Raw genomic sequence first — 22235 nt, forward strand, 5'->3', positions numbered from 1 at the left:
GCGTCCGCGACCCGCGTCACGAGCGCCGTCGTCGCGACCTCGCTCTGAACGTGACCGCCGGCCTCGAGGCCCTGCGTGACGACGAGATCGACGCCGGCGTCGACGGCATCGCGGGCCGCCTCGGCGCTGCCGACCGTCCGGGTGACGACCGCGCCTGCCTCGTGGATCCGATCGACGTACGGAGCGGTATCGCCGAACGAGAGGGTGACGATCGGCGCGCCCGCATCGAGAACGGCCTCGAGGTGGTCGGCGGTGTCGATGGCCGTCGTCGCTTCGTCCAGCACGAGGTTGACTGCGAACGGGTCGTCGGTCAGCCCGCGGGTCTCGCGGATCGCTCGCCGCGTTTCCTCGCGGTCGCGCCACGTGACCGCGAGGTGACCGAGCCCGCCGGCGTTCGAGATGGCGGCCGCGAGTTCCGGTGTGGTCGCGCTGCCGATCGGTGCCTGGACGATCGGGTACTCGATTCCGAGCAGGTCAGTGAGTCGCGTCTCGAGCGTCATCCGTGACTACGCCTGCCGCTTTTCCTTCTCGAGGACCCGGACGTCCTCGATCCCGGTGTCGGGGTACTGGCCGTCCGCGTCCTTTTCGACGGCCTTGACCATGTCCCAGACGACGTTCAGGCCGGTCGTCACGCCCTCGAGTGCCTCCATCTCGCAGCCGGTCTTGCCGGTGGTCTCGACGGTGACCCGGAGTTCGATCCGGTCCTCGTCGAGGGCGAACTCGGTATCGACGTTCGTGATCGGGATCTGGTGACACATCGGGATCGTCTCCCAGGTGTGTTTGACGGCCTGGATCGCGCCGACGCGGGCGGTCGCGAGGACGTCACCCTTGCCGACCTCGTCGGCCCGGATCGCCTCGATCGTCGCGGGCTGCAGGCGGATCTCGCCGGCCGCGACCGCGCGGCGCTCGCTGTCGGGCTTGTCGCCGACGTCGACCATCTGGACGTCGCCCTCCGCAGTTGTATGCGTGAGTTCGTCCGCGCTGCCCTCGCCCATACCGTCGGCCGAGCCGTCGTCACTCATCGCTCCCACCCCAGAGGACCGCGGGAAGCTCCGCGAGCATGTCCGACGCGAGGAAGCCGTACTCCTCGCGCTCGGCGAGCCGTTCGCCCGCGAGCCCGTTGACGTGCGCGCCCGCCGCGGCGGCCTCGAGCGGGTCGGCGTGCTCGAGCAACGCCGCGACGATCCCGGCGAGCGTGTCGCCGGTGCCGCCGACTTTCATGCCGACGGTGCCCGAGCGGCTGATCCGCGTCCGCTCGCCGTCGGTGATCACGTCGTTCGCGCCCTTCGCGAGGACGACGTGGCCCAGGTCGGCCGCGAACGCCTCGATCTCGTCGGCCGCGGCGGCAAGGTCGTCCGCGTCCGGGCCGCCCATCCGCGCGAGTTCGTTGCTGTTGGGCGTACAGACCAGCGTCGCCTCGGTCTCGATCTCGGGGACGACCGCGAGCGCGTCGGCGTCGACGACCGCCCGACCCGTGTAGGCCGAGAGGAACTGGCGGGTCGCCTTGAGGGTCTCGTCGGCGGTCCCGAGGCCGGGGCCGATGACGACGACGTTGTCGTAGTTCTCGGCCGTCTCGAGCAGGTCGTCGGCCACATCGGGCGTCAGAACCTCGCTGTCGTAGGGCTGGACGATCAGGTCCTCGCTGTAGCCCTGTATCTCGCCGGCGACGGAATCGGGGGCGGCGACGAAGGACAGTTCCGCGCCGGCCCGCAGGGCCGCCTGTGCGGCCAGCGCCGGCGCGCCCGTGTAGGGACCGCCGCCGATGACGTTGGGGCGGCCCTCGCGACCGTCTGGCCGCGCGAGGGCCACGTCACCGGGGCCGACGAATCGTTCTGCGGCTGCCGGGATGCCGATGTCCGCGACCGTGACCGCCGCGTCGAGATCGTCGAGCCCCGGCTTCGTCTCGTGGAAGGTGACGACCCGGTCGGCGTCGACGCCGTTGTCGGCGTGATCAGCGCCGTCGGCGTCGAAGCCGGAGGGGACATCGACCGAGACGACCGTCGCGTCGGCAGCGTTGATCGCCGCGGCCGCGGTGGCGGCCGGTTCCCGCAACTCGCCGCTGATTCCCGTCCCGAGCATCGCATCGACGATCACGTCCGCCTCGGGGAGGTCGATCGCGCTCGAGTCCGTGATCTCGTGTGTCTCGTAGTCGGCCCGCTGGAGGGCCGCCCAGTTCTCGCGAGCGATCTCGGTGCCGATCCGCTCGGCCCGGCCCAGCAACAGCGTCGTGACGTCGTATTCATCGAGAAACCGGGCCGCGACGAACGCGTCCCCGCCGTTGTTGCCACGTCCGGCGACGATGGTAACGCTCGCACCCGGTTCCGCGACCTCGCGGACCGCGCGAGCGACGGCGCCCCCGCTCGACTCCATCAACTGCTTTCGCGGGACGCCAAGCGACGCGGCGTTCTCGTCGACGGCGGCCATCCGTTCGCCTGTAATCATGGCTACTGATTCGACCGGCCGACTGGTGAAGATTGCGGACGACCGGCAGCCTGAAACCGACGCGGCCCCCAGCCCGTCCGTGAACGTCTTCTGGCTCGACGAGGACCCTCGCCTCGCGGCGCGGTACCACTGCGACCAGCACGTCAACAAGCTGCTACTCGAGGCCGCCCAGGTCCTGTGTACTGCCGCCCGCGAGAACGGCTACGAGGCCGAGTTCCTCTACGGGTCGACTCACGTCGATCACCCCGTCACGCGGTGGGCAACCGAATCGCGGGCCAACTGGCTCCGGCTGCGCGACCACGCCGAGGCGCTCAACGCGGAGTTCGTCGAACGCTACGACAAGGACGAGGCCCACGCGAGCTGGACGGTCATCGAACGCATCGACGTCGATGCGATCGCGTTCCCGTCCGCGGAGCCGACACCACGTCCCCAGGCGATGCCCGAGGAGTACAAACGACCCGGCGATCCGGTCGCTGCCTACCGCGCCTACTACGCCGGCGAGAAGGCCGACTGGGCCAAGTGGGCGTATACCGACGAACCACCGTGGCTCGCGGCTCATTTGTCCGACGCCGAGTGAACCCACGGCATCTCGAGCGGTCTACTCACCCCCGCGGTCCGTGATACGTGCCCTCGCGGCCCGCGGGACCCGGACTCGATAACGATTATTCGACTTAATTTCGTCCCGATGACTCTGAACGCATAAGTACTCCCGACCCGTATCGAACACATGAACACGCTCGAAGTAACCGAGCCGATCGACAGCGCCGACGACGAATTTCACGACCCCCCGCTCGCACAACCGGACCCCGACATCCATCTGCCCGGAACGCCGACCGTGTCGTTCATCGAGTACGTCGCGGTCGCTATCCGGACGCTGCGTCGCTGAATCGGCACCGACGTGGCCGCGAAAACGGGGTACCGCTCGACCGACCGTTCCGAGCGACGATTCAGTACCGGATCTCGAACCCGTCCTCGTCTCGAGGGTCCTCGTACTCGACCGTGACGTCGTCGACCTCGGCGGCGGGACTGCCCGTGTGACACCACTCGACCATCGCTTCGACGGCGTCATCGGGGCCCTCGAAGACCGCCTCGACGCGACCGTCCTCGAGGTTTTTCACCCAGCCGTCGACGCCGTTCTCCCGGGCCGTGTCACGGGTGTTCGCTCGGTAGTAGACGCCCTGTACCGTTCCGGAGACGAAAACGTGTGCGCGGGTTCGGTCGGTCATGTTCGTGGACTCGAGCGCGACGGGCAAAAATCCGCGGCCGTTCGGCCGGCGAGTGACGCGATGACGATGTGGCGAACGGCCTGCCTGCGTTTACCGCGGCTCTTCGTAGCGGCGAGCGCCGACGATCATCCGGGCGGCAAGTACGACGACGCCGACGGCGAACGCGATCCAGACCGCGTCCGACCCGCCGAACGAATCGGTGTATTCGACGGCGGCGACGAGGAGAACGAGCGCCGCCACGTACAGCGTATTGGTGCCGATGAAGTCCGCCAGCCCGTCCTCGTCGGTAACCCGCTCCGGATCGTAGCCCGCGATCAGTTCGACCACACCGAAGTACTTGATGAGGACACCGAACGCTCCGATGAACCCTGCAGTCACGAGGAGACCGATGACCGAGTCGGTGGCCATACCGAACAATTGACACTCATCTCACAAAACATTTGGTGCGTTAGTCGCGCGGACCAAGCCAGTACTCGCCGGGTCAGTGGGACGCCCCGTTATTCACCGGTTCGCAGGTGATGGAAGATATAGGTCTGGGCGTACCCCGTGTACTCCCCGCCGAGTCGTTCCCGGATCGCTCGAGAAGTGTCAGCGTAAGACCCGCGATCGCAGTCGGGGTAGTACTCCTCGATCGCCGATCTGATCCACGTATCGAGCGGGACGGCCTCGTCGAAGCCCAGCGAGAACAACAAAACGCAGTCGGCGACCTTCTCACCGACACCGACGAACTGCGTCAGATACTCCCGGGCAGCCTCGTACTCGAGGTCACGTGCCGCGGCCGGATGTGCCTCGCCGTCGGCGACCATCTCGGCAGTCCGGACGACGTAGGGGGCACGATACCCTAATCCGAGATCGCGGAGTTCGTCCTCGGTCGCGGCCGCCAGTTGCGCGGGCGTCGGGAACGCGTGGTAGGTCTCGCCGTCGAAGGCGATCGGACTGCCGTACTCCCGAGCCAGCGCCCTGACCATCCCGTGGATCCGACTCACCCGCATCTGTGCCGAGCAGATGAACGCGATCAGACAGCCGAAGGGCGGATCCTGAACCAGACGCAGTCCGCGGTGAGCCTCGTAGGCCTCCCGGAGCAGGGGGTCGTCCGGTCCGGCCGCGACGATCGCCTCGAGGTCGTCGTCCAGACACAGAAGTCGACGGACGGTCGGCTCGGCGTCGGTCGTCGATTCCCACTCGAGGCGATCGTCGCGAGACCGAACACGGATCACGTCGCCGTCGACGACCGTCGAGTACCACGCGCCGGGGGCGGGGTCCCCGTGATACATCTCGCCGTCCTCGCGTCGCCAGAGGTAGCTCTGTCCGCTCTCGAGCGTCCGATACAGATCGAGTCCACCGGCGAGTTCCGCGAGTTCGATCGTGCCCGTCGCCATTCGTTGGGGCCTTCGCGGGGGCAGGCTTTTGCCTTTCGAACCGACCGGGCCGACCCGGAGCAACAACGCGTTTCCGCCGCTTCCCGGTCGGGCGAACCTTCTTACTGTAGGCCACACATTGTCTAGGTATGAATTGCAGGGTTGTCGTCGAAGCTGCCGTGCCGGTATTCGACGTCGAAACACCGGACGAGGCGATCCGTATCGCCATCTCGAAGACGGGCGAGATGTTGAACCCTGACCTGAACTACGTCGAGATCAACATGGGCGAGCGTACCTCTCCGTCCGGAGAGGAACTGCCCCCCGCGTTCATCGCGGCCGACGAGGCACTCGTCGCGCTCGAACTGGAGATGACCGTCTTCAACGTCGAGCGCGAGGAACACGCCTCCCGAATCGCGCGCAAGGAGATCGGCCAACGCCTCGAGAACATTCCGCTCGAGGTCACGCAAATCGAGATCATCGAAGACGAAGACGCCGAGGACGAAACGGACGACGAATCGGCCGGGACCGAGTCGGCCGACGACGAAGCCGTCGAGTCGCCGACCGACGTCGACGAGGACGAGAGTGACGACGAGGAAATCCTCCCCGAGTTCGAGGATCTCGTCGAGTAGTCGTTTTCGGGGCCACGGACGGCGAATAGTCCGATAGTTGTCCGTCTCGAGTCGGTTGTCGGAGAACGTCGAACCGAGAGAGATGAGACTCCGCAGCGGTTGTGACGATCGGAGGATGCGACGAGTGACTCAGTCGGCAGTAGCGGCGACTGCTTCCTGCTCCCCTTCCTCACGCATGTTCTTCGTGATTCCCCCGGCGAGTGCAAAAACAGCGGCCTTGTGGTCGGTCTTCGATTTGTGGATGGATGTCGGTCGGATCCCTTTCGCTTCGTATTTCTCGAGATCGATCTGACAGTTGTCCCACTCGGCGCACTGGTTCGATACCTCCGCGAGAAGGCCGTGAAGGTGAATGAGCTCCTGCTTCTTCATAACCATCCAGTCCTACCCACTGCAGGGTTATATTATTATCTTGAGTTGCGTTAACACGCGCCTCGTGGCGATCGAACGGCCTGTCATCGTCCGGTACGGTTCGAACGGATCACCTACAACGGCGTAATCACAAGCCGGGATCGAGGTAGAGGTTTATTTCTCGCCGTAATAATTTGTTTCTCCCCACGTTCCGAAATGCTGGCTCCGGAGAGTTAAACGGTGACTACTCGGAGAACGACGGCGGGAGAAACCGTACTGCTAGCCGAGCTGTTTCAGCGTCTGGAGGTCACGATCCGTCCGCATGAACTCGGCGGTCCGGTGGGAGGCATGGCAGTTCGGGCAGTGGAACATCTCCGCAGCTGCGGGGAGTTCGTCCGGGGAGACCTGCCAGTCTTTGGTACATTCGGGACACAGTAACTGGACGGTCGTCGTATCCATGTGACTCCCTTTCACTGGGGGATAGAAAAACGTTGCCGCAGTTTCGGACGGTCGAGAATACCACCCGCTCCGAGCCGACCTGACAGATGACGGTCGGAAGCTTACGCAGGTGCGGCCGTATCGGAGGCCTCGAGCAGTTCCTTGTAGCGGTTGCGGATGGTGACCTCGGAGATACTGGCGACGTCGCTAACCTCGTTCTGGGTGACCTTCTCGTTGGTCAAGAGGGCGGCGGCATAGACCGAGGCGGCCGCGAGGCCGACCGGAGACTTGCCGCTGTGGACGCCCTCCTGTCGCGCGGACTCGAGCAGTTCACGCGCCATGCGCTCGGTTTCGTCCGAGAGGTCGAGGTCGCTGACGAAGCGGGGCACGTAGTGTTCGGGGTCGGCCGGCTTGACCTCGAGGCCGAGTTCCCGAATGATGTAGCGGTACGTGCGGGTCAGTTCCATCTTCTCGACGCGGCTGACCGCCGAAATCTCGTCGAGACTGCGGGGGGTGCCGGCCTGTCGGGCGGCGGCGTACAGCGACGCCGTGGCGACGCCTTCGATCGAGCGGCCCGGCAGCAGGTCCTCCTCGAGGGCGCGTCGATAGATGACGCTTGCAGTCTCGCGGACGTTCTCGGGGAGACCGAGGGCAGAGGCCATCCGGTCGATCTCGCCCAGCGCCTGCTTGAGGTTGCGCTCCTTGGAGTCGCGGGTACGGAACCGCTCGTTCCAGGTGCGCAGGCGCTGCATCTTCTGGCGCTGGCGGCTCGAGAGCGACCGGCCGTAGGCGTCCTTGTCCTGCCAGCCGATGTTGGTCGAGAGCCCCTGGTCGTGCATCATGTTGGTCGTCGGCGCGCCGACGCGGGACTTCTCGTCTTTCTCAGCGGCGTCGAACGCACGCCATTCGGGGCCGCGGTCGATCTCGTCTTCCTCGACCACGAGGCCACAGTCCGTACAGACCGTCTCGGCGTGTTCGTCGTCCGAGACCAGTCGGCCGCCACACTCGGGGCAGTGTTCCTGCTCGTCGGATACCGCGGTCTCGTCCTCGGTCTCCGCCTCTCGCTCGTTCGTATAGGTTCGGATGCTCGTATCTGTCATGGTGTATCGGGTGGGTTACTCGGGGCTCCCGGGTGGGGTAACCAGAAGAAACCCGGTCGCCTCGGCTAACATAGGGTAAGGCCGAAACGCATATAAACCTTTCGCCTACTTTATAAACTGACCGTATTTTCTATTATATAGGTTCCGGTTACATAGTGATTAATCGTGTGGGATTCCCCACCTTGGACCGAGTGCCGTCGGACGACCCGAGTCGCTACTCGACGGTGAAGAGATGCCCCTCCCTCGGGACGCCGAACAGTCCGACCCGGGCACCCGCGTCCAGCCACGCGTGTCCGTACGAAAACGACGCCAGGGCGTTGACGAGGTCGTCCCGCTCCCGAAAATGGTTGCCGTCGTCCAGATACGACGCCGCCATCTCGTAGCAGTCGGCGGCCGCCTCGGCCATCGGTGTCCCCTCAGGCGGTGCGATCGTCGCCTCCTCGAGCGCCTCCGCGAGCAACTCTCCGTACCGGTTCGTCTTCTCCTCGAGATCGGCGGCCATATCCGACCGTCGTCGCTTGCGTCCGTAAGTGCATCGGCTGGTCGATGGGCCGTCGGCAGCGTACGGTCGAACCGTCCGGTGCGGTCTCAGCGTGTGCGTCGAGCGATCGCCGCTGCAGCGAGACGTGCGACGCTGCTCTCAGTTCGAACCGACCGCGACGGGCCGGTAGGGCGGCGTTCGTGACAGCCTCGACGACGGTGCCCGCGTCACAGTACGGGGGAGTGATTGCTGAGAACGCAAGCGGTTTAGGCGCTCTACCCCAACCGTGACACATGAGCGACCAGCCACGCGTCGAGATTTATACGAAGACTGATTGTCCGTATTGCGAGAAGGCCAAAGATCTCTTCGACAGCAAAGGCATCGAGTACGAGACGTACAACGTCACCGACGACGACGAACTCTTCGAGGAGATGGTCGAGCGCGCGGACGGCCGCCAGACCGCTCCCGAGGTGTTCATCGACGACGAACTCATCGGTGGCTGGGACGACACCTCCGCGCTGAACGAGACCGGCGAACTCGACGAAAAGCTGGGCATCGCCGAGGACGACGACGATGAGATCGTCGAACACCGCAAACTCATCATCGCCGGCACCGGCATCGCCGGCCTCACCGCCGCCATCTACGCCGGCCGCTCGAACAACGAGCCACTGGTCATCGAAGGCGACGAACCCGGCGGTCAGCTCACCCTGACTACCGACGTCGCCAACTACCCCGGCTTCCCCGACGGCATCGGCGGCCCGGAACTGGTCAACAACATGAAAGAGCAGGCCAAACAGTTCGGCGCTGACCTGAAAAACGGCATCATCGAGTCCGTCGAGCGCGTCGAGCAAAGCTCGACTGCAAACCAGAACGCGTCGCGTTCTGGTGACGACTCGAGTCGTCCCTTCCGCGTCGAGATGAAAGACGGCGACGTCTACACTGCCGACGCCGTCATCGCCGCCTCGGGTGCCAGCGCCCGTACGCTCGACATCCCCGGCGAGGACGAACTCATGGGCTACGGTCTCTCGACGTGTGCGACCTGTGACGGCGCGTTTTTCCGCGGCGAGGACATGCTCGTCGTCGGCGGCGGCGACGCCGCCATGGAGGAAGCCACCTTCCTCACGAAGTTCGCCGACACCGTCTACATCGCCCACCGCCGCGAGGAGTTCCGCGCGGAGGACTACTGGGTCGATCGCGTCCAGGAGAAAGTCGAGGAGGGCGAGATCGAGATCATGAAAAACACCGAACTGATCGAGATCCACGGCTCCCAAGAGGACGGGGTCGACCATGTCACCCTCGTCGAGAACGAGCAGGGCCACCCCACCGACCGTCTCGACGACCCCGAAACCGAGGAGTTCGACTTCGACGTCGGCGCGGTCTTCTTCGCGATCGGCCACACCCCCAACACCGACTACCTCAAGGGAACCGGCGTCGAAACCGACGCCGACGGCTACCTGAAAACGAAGGGCGGCGACGGCGGCGGCCAGACCGAAACCGACGTCCCCGGAATCTTCGGGGCCGGCGACGTCGTCGACTACCACTACCAGCAGGCCGTCACCGCGGCCGGCATGGGCTCGAAGGCTGCCCTGGACGCAGACGAGTATCTGGAGGACCTCGAGCGCGCCGAGTCGACGGCCGAGGAAGCCGAACCCGCTGCAGCCGACGACTGAACCGTCGCGTCGGACCCGCAACGATCATCCCGGTCGCTCTTCCACTCCTCTCCTCTTTTGACGACGCGTTCGATCCCACGCCGAGTAGTCCCTGCACTGTCGTGAGCGGTGACGCAGCTGCTCCAGGACAGTAGCGACACGATCGGCGTGGTACCTCGAGCCCGGACGTGGCGTCGGACGAGCGGCTCACTTTCGCCGCGATACCAACGTGTGGCTCTGCCTCGAGGTCGAGCGGTCGATGCCATCGGTCGGGGTCAGTACTAACTGGGCGGTCGTCCGACTCGATCCCGCGACACCCGTCGCTGGTCGGTGTAGCGTCCGATAAAAGAAAACCGCGGAAATTGAAACCGGAGTGATCCGGTGGTTCTACAGCTTAGTTCTGACGGCGCAGCGCCAGCATGGCAGCGCCGAGGAGTGCGACGAGAGCGACGCCGACACCGAAGCCGGGCGTTCCGTCATCGGAGTCGTCGCCGTCGGAGCCGTCGTCACCGTCGGAGCCGTCGGAACCGTCGTCACCGTCGGAGCCGTCGGAACCGTCGTCACCGTCGGAACCGTCGTCACCGTCGGAGCCGTCGGAGCCGTCGCCCTTGTCGGGGTCTTCGACGGTCAGCGTACCGTCGGCAACGACTTCGCCGTCAGCAGTCAGTTCCCACTCGTAGTCGCCAGCGGAGGCGTTCTCGAGCAGGGATGCCTCGAGCGAGTTGGAGGCACCGCCTTCGAGTTCGACCGTCTCGTCGACGATCGTGTCACCGTCGAAGGTGAACACGATGTCCTCGGAGACGGTTCGATCCTCGTTGGGGTTCTCGACGGCGATCATGCCGGAGACGTCGTCACCAACGACCGGTTCGGCGGGGTCGGTGGTGACGTCGTAGGTCAGCGACTTGGGCTCGTCGGCTTCGATGAGCTCGGCGTCCATGTCGTCCGAGTCATCGTCGACGGGGCCGGTCGCTTCGAGGTCGACTGCCGTGCCAGCAGCGTACCCGCTGAAGTCGAACGTGGCTTCGAACGAGCCGTCTTCGACTTCGACAGTGTCGTCCTCGACGAAGTTACCGGACGAGGCGGCACGCACGTCGACTTCAGAGCCGGGTGCGATGTTGGTCGTCCCCGTCACGGCAGTGTTGCTTGCCGCCGGCAGTTCTTCGTTTGCGTCATCGAGTTCGAAGTTCCGCTCTTCGAGCGTGAACTCGCCGCCGACGTCGAGTTCTTCGTCGTCGTCAGTGACGTAGACGCTGCTTTCAGTGACCGAGAGGTTCCAGTCGTAGCCCTCGTCGGTGGGCAGCTTCTCGTCATCGAAGTTCTCGTAGTCGGGCTTGAGGATCAGCTGGTCACCATCGTAGTCGCCACCGTTGACCAGCTTGAGGTTGAGCGCGTTAGCGTCCTCGTCGTAGTCGCTGTGACCCTCTGGCAGCAGCGCGCTGTTGTTCCAGGTACGGTCTTCCGTGTTGGCAGGCGGATCCTGCTGTTCGAATTCGAGGAAGACACCTGCCTGAGCGAGTTCCTTCCCGATATCGTCGTTGTCACCGGCGTCGATGGCGTCGAAGTAGCCAGTTTTGCCGAAGTCATCGACGGTCAGGAGGAACTGATCATCGTGAGCGATCGTGTCCGTGGCCGTGACGTTCGCGTCCTCGAAGTCGTCGAGGTCGGTCATGGACTGTTCGCTCGGGACCGTGTGGGTCTGGATGTTAGTCGGCCCCGTACCATCCTGCAGCGTCAGGAACGCCGAGTCCTGCTCGTCGACGATTTCAGGATCGTCTTCAGCGGACACATCGCCCTTAGTGTCCCATGCGTCACCAATGGTGAGTTCGTAGTCGTCGCCCTCGAGCGGGGTACTGAGACCGAACTCACTGGCATCGTACGTCGCGCCCTGGACACCGTCAGTGGCGGTACGGTTGACATAGTCAACCTCGACGGAGACGTCTTCGTCATCTGCTTCGTGCAGATCATAGACGGCGTTCTCGTCGAAGTTGCCATCCTTAAGGTGGTCTTCAGTTGCACCAGCAGCACCAGCCAGATGGGTGTTCATCTGGAGGGTGACGGTGTCGTTATCGTAGTCTTCAGCGTTGATGGTAAGTCCGGCTTCGTAGCGGACCTCATCGTACTGACCGACCTGCACAACGGCCTCATCGGAGCCATCGAGGTCGACAGTGATGTTTGCGATGTCACCGCGGTTCTCGATGAAACTCGATTCGCCGAAGCTACGGTCCTGTGCGTCGTCACTCACTTCGACCGTGGCGTTGTCCTCGGCCGCCGAGTCAGTGACGTTGAAGTCGAAGTTGTACTCACCGGTTTCGAGTCCCTCGAAATCAGCAGTGAGCGTTTCCTCGTCGTCTTTGTTGGTGCTGATGTCGAGCGTGACGATATCATCGTCTTCGTGGGAGCCACTATCCGTGATGTCAGTGGCGATTCCATCGTCAGCGAAGACACCTTCGAGTTCCTCGTGGTCGAGGGAATCGGACGAGACGTTGACGTACTGCTGCGACCGGTCGGATTCAAAGTCGATATCGGCCGTGCCGTCTTCCTCGACCGTACTACTGCTGAACTCAACGTTCAGATCCTCCGACTGCGCCCAGAAGTCAACCTGAACGTCGCTGGCGTCTGTACCCGTCGTCCATCCACTACTACCACCGATCTGGAGGTGGTATGGCTCACCAGCTTCCAGTTCAGACGTGTCGATGTCTGCTTCACCGTCTTCCACTTGGATCGTGGTTACACGGCTGTCACTATCGGGCTCATCTTCGTAGAGGCCCTCGTAGACTACAACGCCCGATGCGTCAATGTAGTCCGACGAGTCGTCACTCTTGTCTGCATCTGAGTCACCGATCGTTACCTCCTGGCCGATCCACACATCATTCCCTTGGAGATCGTCGGGGGATGTGTAGGTCGACCCTTCGTCGTAGTTGTCCGCGTTCAGGGCTGCTGCCGCGCCGCCCGCAAACGCTGCGGACATCGCGACAACAGAGAGGACCATAAGCGCGGCCAGGACTACTGCACGTCCCTTTTCGCGATAGGTCGTTTCGTTTGTCATTTATGTTGTGTTATTATCGTGTTTCGATTAGTTAGCGCGCGATTCACCGGGATCGAGTACGCAATCGAACCGCCCCGGCGACGGTTCGGGCTGCGTATACTCGTCCTCCGGGTAGGGGTGTCAAAATCTATTCAACGTCTTGTAATAAGCTTTCTTGTTGAACCCCCTCCTATACTGATTGGTTCGTAAGGATATCTTACCCGCTGCAGGCTCGAGATACACTCCGATAATATTTCATTACCGGAGGTCGACGTGGTCCCGCATACGTCGTCTAGAAGAACTACTCTCTGCGAGCCTCGTCCCGGGATATCCGCTCGGCTTCCTCCCGAGAGACCAGTTCCTTCGACCACCCGACCGCCGAGTTCGGAATTGGTCGTGTCGCCTCGATCAGAACCCGTCGACGCGGGGCAGAAACAATCGTGCCGACCTAGTGTCTGTTACTCCTCGTCCCGGTAGACTCGGGCCTCGAGGTAGGCGTCAATCTCGCTGCGGACGCCCTCGAGCCACGCGTCGTCGCGGGTCGAGGCGCGACGCACCGTGGCGCCGTTAATCAACGTTACGAGCGTCGCCGCAGTCGCGTTCGGATCGCACTCTTTGAAGACACCACGCTCGATTCCGTCCGCAATGAGATCCGCCAGATACTGCTCGAACACGTCGTCGCTGCGGGTGAAGTGTTCCCGGTAGGCCTCGTCGTGGATCGCCTGCGCCCGGAGTTCGAACAGCGTCGCGGCCAATCGGGACTCCCAGTCGTCGTCGACGAACTGCGTGACGACCGTCTCGAGGCTGTGCTTCGGGTCCTCGACGGACTGTGCAGTCACCTGCTCGCTGTATCGGTCGAGTACGAACTCGAGCGTCGCAATGACCAGATCGTCCTTTCCGTCGTAGTGGTGGTAGATTAGCGATTGGCTCTTCTCGAACTCGTCGCCGATCTTCTCGATCGTGAGGTCCGCGTAGCCGTGTTCGCGCAACGACCGCGTCGTCGCAGCCATTATTTCTTCGCGCGTACCCGAGGGTTCGTCGAACAAATCGTCCGTCACGGCTGCCCTCCGATAGTCGTGTCGTCTCCGACATCGCTCGAAAGCCACGTTTGAACGCCGGTGGTACTCGAGTTCCCTCTTGGCATACCACGCTGGACGAGAGCGGTTTACAAAAACGCCTTGATTGAACGTTCAATCAGAAAGTATATCCGTCAGTGTTCTAGTTATCAATCAATGAGAAACGGTCTTCGATTCGAATATACTTCCCGTGAAAAACGGATCCATTCGACGAATCGTCCCTTCAAATCGACGGGTCGCAGGTGGTCTCCGTGACGAGTCGAGTGACGACCGCCGTCATGGCGGCCCTCCTTATCGTCGGCTTCGGCGGGGCCTTTGTACCCGTCTCCGCACAAGAGGCTGGCGGTGGTGGGTATACCGCACCCGATCGAGGCAACCCCAACCTTGGGGTGTTGCTCCCCGATGACGAAGTCCAACCGGGGACGACGACCACCCTCGAACTTCAGATCCGCAACGACGGCCGGGTCGTCTCCGGGTCTGGGGAACGCGTTACTAACGCTCGATCCACAGTCATCGAAATTACGGACGGTGGTCCGTTCGAAGTGGAGTCCGGCAAGACCGCGATCGGAACCGTTCCCGACGGCGAAACGATCCCGGCAACACAACGGATTAGTGTACCCGAAAATATCGAACCCGGCGAGTACGAGATAACCGTCAAGACGCGATACAGTTACAACAGCTACATCAGCACGACCGGGAGCGCCGACCGGAAGACGGAGACCGAAACGCACGACGTGACGATCGTCGTGCCCGAAGAACCGCGGTTCGAGGTCACTAATGTGGCGACCGATGTCGAACCCGGCTCGAGCGGCGACGCGACGATCGAGATCGAAAACGTCGGAACGGAACCCGCGAACTGGACCCGAACGACCATCGCTGGCGGGAACGGGATCACCGTCGACGGAAGCACGGCCGAGCGGCCGGCCGAAGAGATACTCGGCGACCTCGCACCAAACGAATCGACGACGATGTCCGTCGATGTCGCGGTTGCGGAGGGAATGAGTGGCGGCGACCGCCCGATCGAGATCGGGTTTAGCTACCGGGACGCTGACGGTATCGAGCGAGAAGCGAACGAAGTGACCGCGTCGCTCTCCCCCGCGTCGGAGCAGTCCTTCTCGCTCCGGAATCTCGAGGGGTCGCTTTCGGTCGGCTACGAGGGCGACGTAACGGGTAAAATCGTCAACGATGGCCCCCGGCCCGTCGACGACGCCGTCCTGATCGTCGAGCCGATGAGCGAGTCGCTGTTCGTCGAGGACACCCGCTACGCGCTGCCGGCACTGAAAGAGGGTGAAGCGACCGAGTTTAAGTATCCCATGGACGTCAGCGGACAGGCCGACGCCGGCGCGCGTCAGCTTCGCTTTACCGTCGAGTACACCGGCAGCGGGGACGCGACGCTGACCGACGGCCCAATCTCCGAGCGGGTGGTCGTCGACGAGCGGCGCGACGAGTTCTCGATCGCCGACGACGGCATCTCGGTCAGTCAGGGCGAGTCGAGCGACGCCGTCCTCGAGATCACGAACCAGCGGTCGGAGACGCTCTCGAACATCGACGCCAAACTCTACGCCGACGACCCGCTCGACGCGCCCGATGGCGAGGCGTTCGTCAACAAGCTCGAGCCCGGCGAATCGGCGGAGATCCGGTTCGAACTCGAGGCGACAGAGGACGCGACCGTCGAGACGCATCCGGTAGAACTCGACTTCGAGTACGAAACCGAACGCGGCGAGTCGATTCTCTCGGACACCTATCAGCATCCGATCGAGGTCACGGCCAGCGAAGACGATGGCGGAGGGGTTCCCTCGGTCGTCGTCGGGATACTCGTCGCACTCGCCGTGAGTACGATCGGGATCGCCCTCTGGTATAGACAGGACTGACGATGCCGGACATCGACGCGTTCCGCGACGACGACCCGGGGGAGAGCGAGCCGTTACTGACAGACCGGCTGGAGACGGTGATCACCGAACATCCCCTGAAAGTTGTCCTCGCGTTCGCCGTCGTGACCGTGCTGCTCGCCAGCGGCATCGGTGGCGGCGGGGAGCAACAGGCCGGGACCGATCAGTTCACTGAGGGTCTCGAGGAACAGGAGGCCTACGAGGAGATGCAGGCCGACTTCGCAAGCGGCGCTCGCGACGAGGGGAACGCAACCGCGAGCCTGTTTTTGGAGGACGGCCGGAACGCCCTCTCGAAACCGAACCTCCTCCGGATGCTCGAATTCCAAGAACGGGCGGAAAACGAGGATGGACTGCGGGTCGCATCGACGACGAGTCCGGCGTCACTCGTGGCACGACAACTCGATCCGAGCGCGACAACGCCGGAGACCCAGTACCGTGCCATCGAGCGCGCGTCACAGCGCCAGCTCGAGGCGGCGATCGCGGACGCCGACGAGACGGCGGGTCTCCCGGTAAGTACCGACTTCACCCGCGAGTCGGCCGCAGCGGACGTCGCTCAGGTCGCAGTGACCTACGACGTACCGCCGAACGCGGATACCGACGACACCGCCGAGCTACAGAGCCGAACCGTCGAACTGGCCAACGAGATCGACGGCTACGAGTCGGGGGATAACGTCGTGGTCTTCGGCGACGCGATCATCGAGGAGGAGATGCTGCAGTTGCTCGGCGATACCTCGATGGTCGTCTTCCCCGCGGCGCTCGTCTTGATCCTGTTTTTCCTGCTGGTGGCCTACCGGGATCCGATCGATCTCGGCCTCGGCCTCGTCTCGCTACTGCTGACTATAGTCTGGACGTTCGGGTTCATGGGTCACGCTGGGATTCCGTTCTCGGATTCGCTGATCACGGTCTTTCCGTTGTTACTCGCGGTCGGGATCGACTTCGGGATTCACATCATCAATCGATACCGCGAGGAACGCGCCGCGGGTGCGGCGATCGGCGACGCGATGGGTATCACGACTGGCCAGATGTCCGGCGCGTTCATGATCGTCACCCTCACGACCGTCATCGGGTTCGCCGCGAACCTGACGAGTTCGCTGTCACAGCTTCGCGATTTCGGTATCGTCGCCTCGGTCGGAATTGCGTTCACGTTCCTGATCTTCGCCGTGTTCCTGCCGGCCGGAAAGGTCGGACTGGACCGGCTCCGGGAAGGGACGCGGTTCCCGGCGTTCGGCTCGACCCCGCTCGGTAGCGACGACTCCATACTCGGCCGCGTTCTCCCCATTGGAACGAGACTTGCGAAGATCGCACCTGCCGTCGTTCTCGTGACTGCACTCCTCTTTGGCGGCGTTGCGGCCAGCTACGGGACGGGCGTCGATTCCGAGTTCTCTCAGGAGGCGTTCTTCCCGGACGAAACCCGACTCGATCAGTATGAACGGCTCCCGGGCCCGCTCCAGCCAGGCGAGTACACGTTCCTGACGGTCCTCGACTATCTCGAGGAGGACTTCGATCAGGGGTTCGTGGGGTCGGTGACGGTCTACGTCGACGATCCGGACGTCAGATCGAATACTGCCTTCCGTGAGGTTGATCGCGCGCTACAGGACCCACCGGATGCGTTCAAGGAGACCGACCGGCGCGCGGAGGCAACCAGCATCGTGAGCGTCACGGAACAGCGGGCGGCGACCGATCCCGAGTTCGCGGCGACGGTCAAGCGAACCGACTCGAACGGGGACGAGTTGCCGGACCGGGACGTCGACCGGGTCTACGACGAACTGCTCGAAAGCGACGAGGGGCCACAGTACGTGACCAGCGATCGAAGCGCCACGCGTATCGAGTATCAGGTGGAACCCGACGCCGATCAGTCCGAGGCGACGGCGGCCGCGAAAACGGTCGCCGACGGGATGGACATGGATGCGACTGCGACGGGAACGATGGTCGTCAACCAGGCCGTCATCGACCGGATCACCGAGTCGGCGATGCGGAGTCTGGTCGTCGCGTTCGTACTTACCGCCGTCTTCCTGATGCTCTCCTACCGGTGGCTCGAGGGACGGATGATCTACGGCGTGATCAACCTCGTCCCAGTCCTCGTGACGGTCGCGATGCTCGCGGGTTCGATGCGACTGTTCGACATCCCGCTGTCGCCGTTCAATGCGCCGATCCTGTCAGTCTCGATCGGACTCGGCGTCGACTACACGGTCCACTTTATGCACCGGTTCGTCGACGAATATGAGTCGGGTGCCGATGTCCACGAAGCGCTGCAGGTGACCGTTCGCGGTACCGGAGGCGCTCTGACCGGGAGTATGCTCACGACCGTCTGCGGTCTCGGTGTCCTCTACTTCGCGTTGATTCCGATGATCATGGAGTTCGGACTCCTCCTCGCGATGGGGGTCCTCTATGCCTACCTCACGTCGATCGTCATATTGCCGTCGACGATCGTTGTCTGGGACCGCCTCGAGCGACGGTTCGGTCCGATCGGCGGTGTTCCGTGGTAGGCTTTCGCCGTCCGTTCACACATGCCGGACGCGAGCGCTGTTCACCTACGATTTGCTCTCGCCATCGTGTTATGTGGTCGCGCCCCCTCGAAAACGGTACTCGACTCGCCCTCGAAACGCGACTGAGCGAACGGCCCATAGGGTTGTACACGGCGCGAACGACCGGACCTTCAGCGGTTCTCGCGTTGCTCGACCTTGTTCAGCTCGATCAACAGCCGGAAGATCGCCTTGACGAGGTTCGCGTCGACGTCGAACTGTTCGGCGTTGTCCCCCGCTCGGTCCATGACCTGCTGTTCCTGTGACTCGTCGGTCGTCGGCAGGTCCTGTTCGTCTTTGACCGCCGCGATCGTGTCCGCGACGTAGGTCCGCTGGGCGATCAGCTCGACGATCTCCTGATCGATCGAGCGGATCTCCTCGCGGAGTTCGTCGAGGCTCATCTCGTCGGGCGTGCGGTTCTCATCGTCGTCGGTCGGGTCGTCGGTTGGCTCTCGAGTCATAGTCGTTGCGTACCGTCGGTTCGCGTTTTCAGTAGCCGCGTCCGTCCGTCCCGGTCGGTCCAGCGCTCCTGTACGGCCTCGAGCGCGTCCCGTTCCCCGACGGCGACGTAGCTCGGGCCGGTGCCGGACAAGGAGACGCCGGCGGCGTCGGGGAGGGCGTCGAGCATCGGTCCGGTCGGGAACTCGAGGGCCGCGGCGAACGCGAAGCCGTTGACCGTCATGGCCTCGCCGTAGCGGCCGTCGAGTGCGAGTTCTTCGACGAGTCGGGCCATCGGCGCGATGCGCTCGCAGGCCGAGACGTCGGCGTCGGCGCTGTAGGACTGTTCGGGCGGGGTGTACACGAGCGCGTGCCAGTCGATCTCCTCGCGGGCGAGCAGGGCGTCGGCCGTGTTGTCGGTCACCGTCACGCCGCCGAGCATGCTGGCGCTGGCGTCGTCGAAGGCACCGGTTACGGTGACGCCGGCGTCGCGGGCGGCCCGGACGCCGAGCCGGCAGGCCTCGATCCGTTCGACCGCGTCGGCGACCTCGAGCGCGTCGAGCGTCGCGAGGACCGTCGCGTTCGCGGCGGCGCTGGAACTCTTCAGGCCGGAGGCCATCGGCACGTCGCTTTCGGTCGTTACGCGGGCGCCGACGGTGGACTCGTCCAGGCCCGCGGCGGCCGCGTACTCGGCGACCGTCAGTTCGACGCAGCGTTCGACGAGCGTCGTATCGGCCTCGGGCCGGCCGGCGACCTCGCCGACGACGTCGCCGTCGTGGGTGAGTTCGACGCTGGCCGTCGTCTCGAGGTCGATCGCGAACGCCGACCCGGTGCCGGTCGCGAGTGCGTTGAGTACCGTCCCGGCTGCGGGTGCGACAGCACGGCCGTCCATACTCGAACACTCTCAAAGCGTGTACTTACGGCTGACGGTCTCGTGGTTACGCGACCCAGACGGGAGCGGGGTGTTTCTCGAGCGGGTACCGACACCTCGAGGGCGAACGTCTAGACCGGACCGACGCGGGCAACGGAACGCACTCCTTTTCCCCGATCCGACCGAACGAGCCCCTATGAGCGCGCGCAACAACGTCGCCCCCAGCACGATCGGCGTCGATCTCGTCGACGGCGGCGTCGTCGTCGAGTACCACGACGGTCGGGAGGTCTTCTACCACGGTCCGCCGGAACCGGTCGAGGATGCCGTGACGACCCCGCCCGGCAAGGAGGTCCACGTCCTCGTGACCGATCCCGACGGCGTCGAGGGCGTCATGACCTACGTCAACGATCGCAACACCCACGACGACATCCTCGAGTCGACCGGCGTCGGCCGCGTGATGCTCGATCGCAACGACGAAGAAGAGCTGTTCCCCGGCGTAACCGTCGCCACGGAGGCCTACTCGATCCGTGTCGAGGCGGACCCCTCGGTCGTCGACGGGCGGGTGTTCGTCTTCGCCGAGGACGAGATGAGCGAACACGCCTACGAACTCGTCGAGGAGGCCGACTGATGCCGCTGCAGAAGTCCTGGCGCGACCTCGATCGCGACGCGGTCGCCGCCGCCCCGGATCGGCCCGGCGTCTACGAACTCGGCGACGGATCTGGCACGGTACTGGCGGTCGACCACGGCGTCCTCCGGGACGAACTCAAGAGCGCGCTGGCCTACGGGGACGGCGACCGCGTCCGCTGGACCGAAGCCCACACGCTCGAGCGGGCCGCGGAACTCGCCGCCGAGCATCGCGACCGACTCGAGTGACCTACTGGATGTAGGACGGATCGCTGTCGTCGCAGTGTTTCTCGTGGTCGGCGGCGTCCGCCTGTTCGTCGAAGAGCATCCCGCAGGTCTCGCACTCGTACCAGGTGGCGTCGTCGCGTTCGGTCTGGACGACCATGGTAGTCGTTGGAACGCGAACGACAAAAGGCGTTGCTCCGGTTCCATCGCCCGGGAACTGACCCGCGACGCTATGGTCAGTTCTCGAGTTCGGTCAGTTCCTCGACGTCGGGAATCTTCTCGCTGGCCGAGGTGATCTGTTGCATGCGCTGTTCGTGTTTCGTGTAGGCGTAATCGGCCAGTTCGGACGGGCTCGGGCCGGGGCCGCTCTCGGAGCTTGCACCGCCGTCACCGGCCAAACTCTCCTGGACGAGTGGCACCAGTTCGTCGACCGTCTCCCGAAGGAGGTCCGGCTCGACCTCGCCGTCGCCCACGAGCGACTTGAGTTTGGCCATCCCGAAGCCGACGTGACGACCCTCGTCGCTGCGGACCAGTTTGAGCCCCTCGACCAGCCCCGGTAGGTCGGGAAGTTCGGGCTCGTTTTCGCCGTAGGCAAGCGTGAGGCCGTAGTAGCCGGTCTGGGCGAGGATTCCTTCGATCGTCAGATGGTAGTGACAGTGTGCACGCGCACGGTTTTCGGGAGTATCGTCCTCGAGCAGCCGCGCCATCGCCCGCTCGTTGCGCTCGAACAGTTCGTCGTACGGCTCGTTGTACCACTTCTCGTCGGTCGGCGACGATCGCTCCTGCCCGCGGCGCTTCTCCTCGGCGTGGATGACTTCCCGCCAGTAGCGGTCGAAGAAGTCCGTGTGTTTCGACTCCTCGTAGAGCTGGGTCGTGAGGAACATCTGGTCGTTGATGTCCTCGAGGACGACGGCCAGCGGCGCGAGGTCCTCGGTCACCGATTCTTCGCCAGCGCCGAACAACGCGAGCGACTGCTTGAGCCCCTCGAAGGCCGGCTCGGAGAGTTCGGCCGCTCCCTCGCGGTCTGCCTCGAGATCGACCTCGTGGGGGTCCCAGTGTTTCTCGACCGCGTTTCGGTAGTAGTTGTGCGAGCGAATTCCCGTATCGAGTTGCATTGCCGGCTCGTCAGCGCTCATGCGTGCCCGAACATATGCGTCGGTCCCCGATGAGGCTGTATCTCATGTATTAGGGTGTTTAAGTGCTATCGGGCCGAACGCGACGTATGGGTCTCATCGCGGAGTTCCAACATAACTCGCCGGATATGCCGCTGACGGACGCCGTTGCGGCCGTTCCGGACGTGACGCTCTATATCGACCGAATCCTCGTCGTCGATCCCGATCGGCCGGTCGTCCTCTGTCGGGTCATCGGCGACGAGGAGCGGTTTTCGGCGGCGCTTGCGGACGATCCGACGGTCGAAATGGCCGAGACGATCGACGCAGGCGGGGACGAGGATGCGATGTACCGGATCAGACTCCGGAACCCGCCGCTGCCGATCTACCGAAAGTACGTCGAACTCGGGACGACGCCGCTGGGCGGTATCGTGACCGTCGACGGCTGGTGGGCACGCGCCCGATTCCCCGACCGGGAGGCACTCGCCGAATACCGGGCGTTCTGTACCGAGCGGGGCAGTGACTTCAAACTCGAGCGACTCACCCGTGAGTCGGCGAGCGACGAGCCGCCGTTCGGGCTCACCCGCGAACAGTACGAGGCCCTCGTCGAAGCCCGCGATGCGGGATACTTCGCCGTCCCGCGGGCGGCCTCCACCGAGGAGGTCGGCGATCGACTGGGTATCTCGGCACCGTCTGCCTCCGAGCGGCTCCGTCGCGGGATCGATCGATTGCTCGAGAACGCGCTGTGAGGGCGCTTCCGAGGGGACAATTCTCAAGGCCACCGG

Annotated in this window: 25 protein-coding genes; 9 read left to right on the forward strand and 16 right to left on the reverse strand. The window is 64.1% G+C overall.

Annotated features, from left to right (window positions below; translation table 11 throughout):
- The 3 genes from ACSBP4_RS09910 to ACSBP4_RS09920 all read right to left on the reverse strand — a co-directional run.
- A partial coding sequence (locus ACSBP4_RS09910; RefSeq protein WP_435552114.1) for an NAD(P)H-dependent flavin oxidoreductase occupies positions 1-500 on the reverse strand: 500 nt, incomplete at its 3' end.
- Between the two features lie 6 nt (positions 501-506).
- Positions 507-1022, reverse strand: a complete 516-nt coding sequence (gene moaC, locus ACSBP4_RS09915; RefSeq protein ID WP_435552115.1) for a cyclic pyranopterin monophosphate synthase MoaC — start codon at positions 1020-1022, stop codon at positions 507-509.
- Complete coding sequence (locus tag ACSBP4_RS09920) at positions 1015-2442, reverse strand: NAD(P)H-hydrate dehydratase (RefSeq protein ID WP_435552116.1); 1428 nt, start codon at positions 2440-2442, stop codon at positions 1015-1017. Before ACSBP4_RS09920 ends, moaC begins: the two co-directional genes overlap by 8 nt.
- A gap of 79 nt (positions 2443-2521) precedes the next feature.
- Between ACSBP4_RS09920 and ACSBP4_RS09925 the strand changes: the two genes are divergently transcribed.
- On the forward strand, positions 2522-3019 hold the full coding sequence (locus ACSBP4_RS09925; protein WP_435552200.1) for a hypothetical protein: 498 nt from the start codon (positions 2522-2524) through the stop codon (positions 3017-3019).
- A gap of 150 nt (positions 3020-3169) precedes the next feature.
- Positions 3170-3328, forward strand: coding sequence for a hypothetical protein (locus ACSBP4_RS09930; protein ID WP_435552117.1), 159 nt, complete (start codon positions 3170-3172; stop codon positions 3326-3328).
- Positions 3329-3389: 61 nt separating this feature from the next.
- Here the strand turns inward: ACSBP4_RS09930 and ACSBP4_RS09935 are convergent, their stop codons facing one another.
- The 3 genes from ACSBP4_RS09935 to ACSBP4_RS09945 form a co-directional block, all read right to left on the reverse strand.
- Positions 3390-3668, reverse strand: coding sequence for an acylphosphatase (locus ACSBP4_RS09935; protein WP_435552118.1), 279 nt, complete (start codon positions 3666-3668; stop codon positions 3390-3392).
- 90 nt (positions 3669-3758) lie between these two features.
- Positions 3759-4076, reverse strand: coding sequence for a DUF3784 domain-containing protein (locus ACSBP4_RS09940; RefSeq protein ID WP_049966282.1), 318 nt, complete (start codon positions 4074-4076; stop codon positions 3759-3761).
- An 89-nt stretch (positions 4077-4165) separates the two neighbouring features.
- Complete coding sequence (locus ACSBP4_RS09945) at positions 4166-5047, reverse strand: DNA-3-methyladenine glycosylase family protein (RefSeq protein WP_049966281.1); 882 nt, start codon at positions 5045-5047, stop codon at positions 4166-4168.
- 128 nt (positions 5048-5175) lie between these two features.
- Here ACSBP4_RS09945 and ACSBP4_RS09950 point away from each other — a divergent pair, with 128 nt between their 5' ends.
- Positions 5176-5655 carry a DUF555 domain-containing protein gene (locus ACSBP4_RS09950; protein ID WP_006649364.1) on the forward strand — a complete coding sequence of 160 codons (480 nt, stop codon included), beginning with the start codon at positions 5176-5178 and terminating at the stop codon, positions 5653-5655.
- Between the two features lie 129 nt (positions 5656-5784).
- Here the strand turns inward: ACSBP4_RS09950 and ACSBP4_RS09955 are convergent, their stop codons facing one another.
- From ACSBP4_RS09955 to ACSBP4_RS09970, 4 genes are all read right to left on the reverse strand, one after another.
- Entirely contained in the window at positions 5785-6024 is a 240-nt protein-coding gene (locus tag ACSBP4_RS09955; protein ID WP_006179697.1) for a UPF0058 family protein, read from the reverse strand.
- Positions 6025-6282: 258 nt separating this feature from the next.
- Positions 6283-6462, reverse strand: coding sequence for a hypothetical protein (locus ACSBP4_RS09960; protein ID WP_006179698.1), 180 nt, complete (start codon positions 6460-6462; stop codon positions 6283-6285).
- Positions 6463-6563: 101 nt separating this feature from the next.
- Positions 6564-7541 carry a transcription initiation factor IIB gene (locus ACSBP4_RS09965; protein ID WP_006649363.1) on the reverse strand — a complete coding sequence of 326 codons (978 nt, stop codon included), beginning with the start codon at positions 7539-7541 and terminating at the stop codon, positions 6564-6566.
- A 214-nt stretch (positions 7542-7755) separates the two neighbouring features.
- A complete protein-coding gene (locus ACSBP4_RS09970; protein WP_435552119.1) occupies positions 7756-8043 on the reverse strand; it encodes a DUF357 domain-containing protein in 288 nt (95 codons plus the stop codon).
- A 272-nt stretch (positions 8044-8315) separates the two neighbouring features.
- Between ACSBP4_RS09970 and ACSBP4_RS09975 the strand changes: the two genes are divergently transcribed.
- Positions 8316-9692 (forward strand): FAD-dependent oxidoreductase, encoded by a 1377-nt coding sequence (locus tag ACSBP4_RS09975; protein ID WP_435552120.1) that lies wholly within the window; start codon positions 8316-8318, stop codon positions 9690-9692.
- 373 nt (positions 9693-10065) lie between these two features.
- Here ACSBP4_RS09975 and ACSBP4_RS09980 read toward each other — a convergent pair whose 3' ends face one another.
- Both ACSBP4_RS09980 and ACSBP4_RS09985 read right to left on the reverse strand, forming a co-directional pair.
- Complete coding sequence (locus tag ACSBP4_RS09980; RefSeq protein ID WP_435552121.1) at positions 10066-12717, reverse strand: BGTF surface domain-containing protein; 2652 nt, start codon at positions 12715-12717, stop codon at positions 10066-10068.
- Between the two features lie 437 nt (positions 12718-13154).
- Complete coding sequence (locus ACSBP4_RS09985) at positions 13155-13706, reverse strand: TetR/AcrR family transcriptional regulator (RefSeq protein ID WP_435552122.1); 552 nt, start codon at positions 13704-13706, stop codon at positions 13155-13157.
- A gap of 344 nt (positions 13707-14050) precedes the next feature.
- Between ACSBP4_RS09985 and ACSBP4_RS09990 the strand changes: the two genes are divergently transcribed.
- The gene (locus ACSBP4_RS09990; RefSeq protein ID WP_435552201.1) at positions 14051-15643 is read left to right on the forward strand and encodes a COG1361 S-layer family protein; all 1593 of its coding nucleotides are present in this window, start codon (positions 14051-14053) and stop codon (positions 15641-15643) included.
- 2 nt (positions 15644-15645) lie between these two features.
- Positions 15646-18147 carry an efflux RND transporter permease subunit gene (locus tag ACSBP4_RS09995; protein ID WP_435552123.1) on the forward strand — a complete coding sequence of 834 codons (2502 nt, stop codon included), beginning with the start codon at positions 15646-15648 and terminating at the stop codon, positions 18145-18147.
- A 170-nt stretch (positions 18148-18317) separates the two neighbouring features.
- Here the strand turns inward: ACSBP4_RS09995 and ACSBP4_RS10000 are convergent, their stop codons facing one another.
- Entirely contained in the window at positions 18318-18644 is a 327-nt protein-coding gene (locus ACSBP4_RS10000; RefSeq protein WP_049966274.1) for a chorismate mutase, read from the reverse strand.
- The gene (locus tag ACSBP4_RS10005; protein WP_006649358.1) at positions 18641-19513 is read right to left on the reverse strand and encodes a shikimate kinase; all 873 of its coding nucleotides are present in this window, start codon (positions 19511-19513) and stop codon (positions 18641-18643) included. The genes ACSBP4_RS10000 and ACSBP4_RS10005 overlap by 4 nt, the downstream gene beginning before the upstream one ends.
- Before the next feature lie 175 nt (positions 19514-19688).
- Here ACSBP4_RS10005 and ACSBP4_RS10010 point away from each other — a divergent pair, with 175 nt between their 5' ends.
- Both ACSBP4_RS10010 and ACSBP4_RS10015 read left to right on the forward strand, forming a co-directional pair.
- Positions 19689-20120, forward strand: a complete 432-nt coding sequence (locus ACSBP4_RS10010; RefSeq protein WP_006179720.1) for a DUF5796 family protein — start codon at positions 19689-19691, stop codon at positions 20118-20120.
- On the forward strand, positions 20120-20365 hold the full coding sequence (locus ACSBP4_RS10015; protein ID WP_006649357.1) for a DUF7508 domain-containing protein: 246 nt from the start codon (positions 20120-20122) through the stop codon (positions 20363-20365). The genes ACSBP4_RS10010 and ACSBP4_RS10015 overlap by 1 nt, the downstream gene beginning before the upstream one ends.
- A 1-nt stretch (position 20366) precedes the next feature.
- Here ACSBP4_RS10015 and ACSBP4_RS10020 read toward each other — a convergent pair whose 3' ends face one another.
- Both ACSBP4_RS10020 and ACSBP4_RS10025 read right to left on the reverse strand, forming a co-directional pair.
- Positions 20367-20501: a DUF7128 family protein gene (locus ACSBP4_RS10020; protein ID WP_049966271.1), complete on the reverse strand. Its 135-nt coding sequence runs from the start codon at positions 20499-20501 to the stop codon at positions 20367-20369.
- A gap of 76 nt (positions 20502-20577) precedes the next feature.
- Positions 20578-21477, reverse strand: coding sequence for a ribonucleotide-diphosphate reductase subunit beta (locus ACSBP4_RS10025; RefSeq protein ID WP_435552124.1), 900 nt, complete (start codon positions 21475-21477; stop codon positions 20578-20580).
- Positions 21478-21563: 86 nt separating this feature from the next.
- On the opposite strand from ACSBP4_RS10025, the gene ACSBP4_RS10030 reads away from it, so the two are divergent.
- Positions 21564-22199, forward strand: a complete 636-nt coding sequence (locus ACSBP4_RS10030) for a helix-turn-helix domain-containing protein (protein WP_006179724.1) — start codon at positions 21564-21566, stop codon at positions 22197-22199.
- Positions 22200-22235 lie beyond the last annotated feature (36 nt).

This window comes from Natrinema sp. CGMCC1.2065 (assembly GCF_051225675.1).
Classification (GTDB): Archaea; Halobacteriota; Halobacteria; order Halobacteriales; family Natrialbaceae; genus Natrinema; species Natrinema thermotolerans.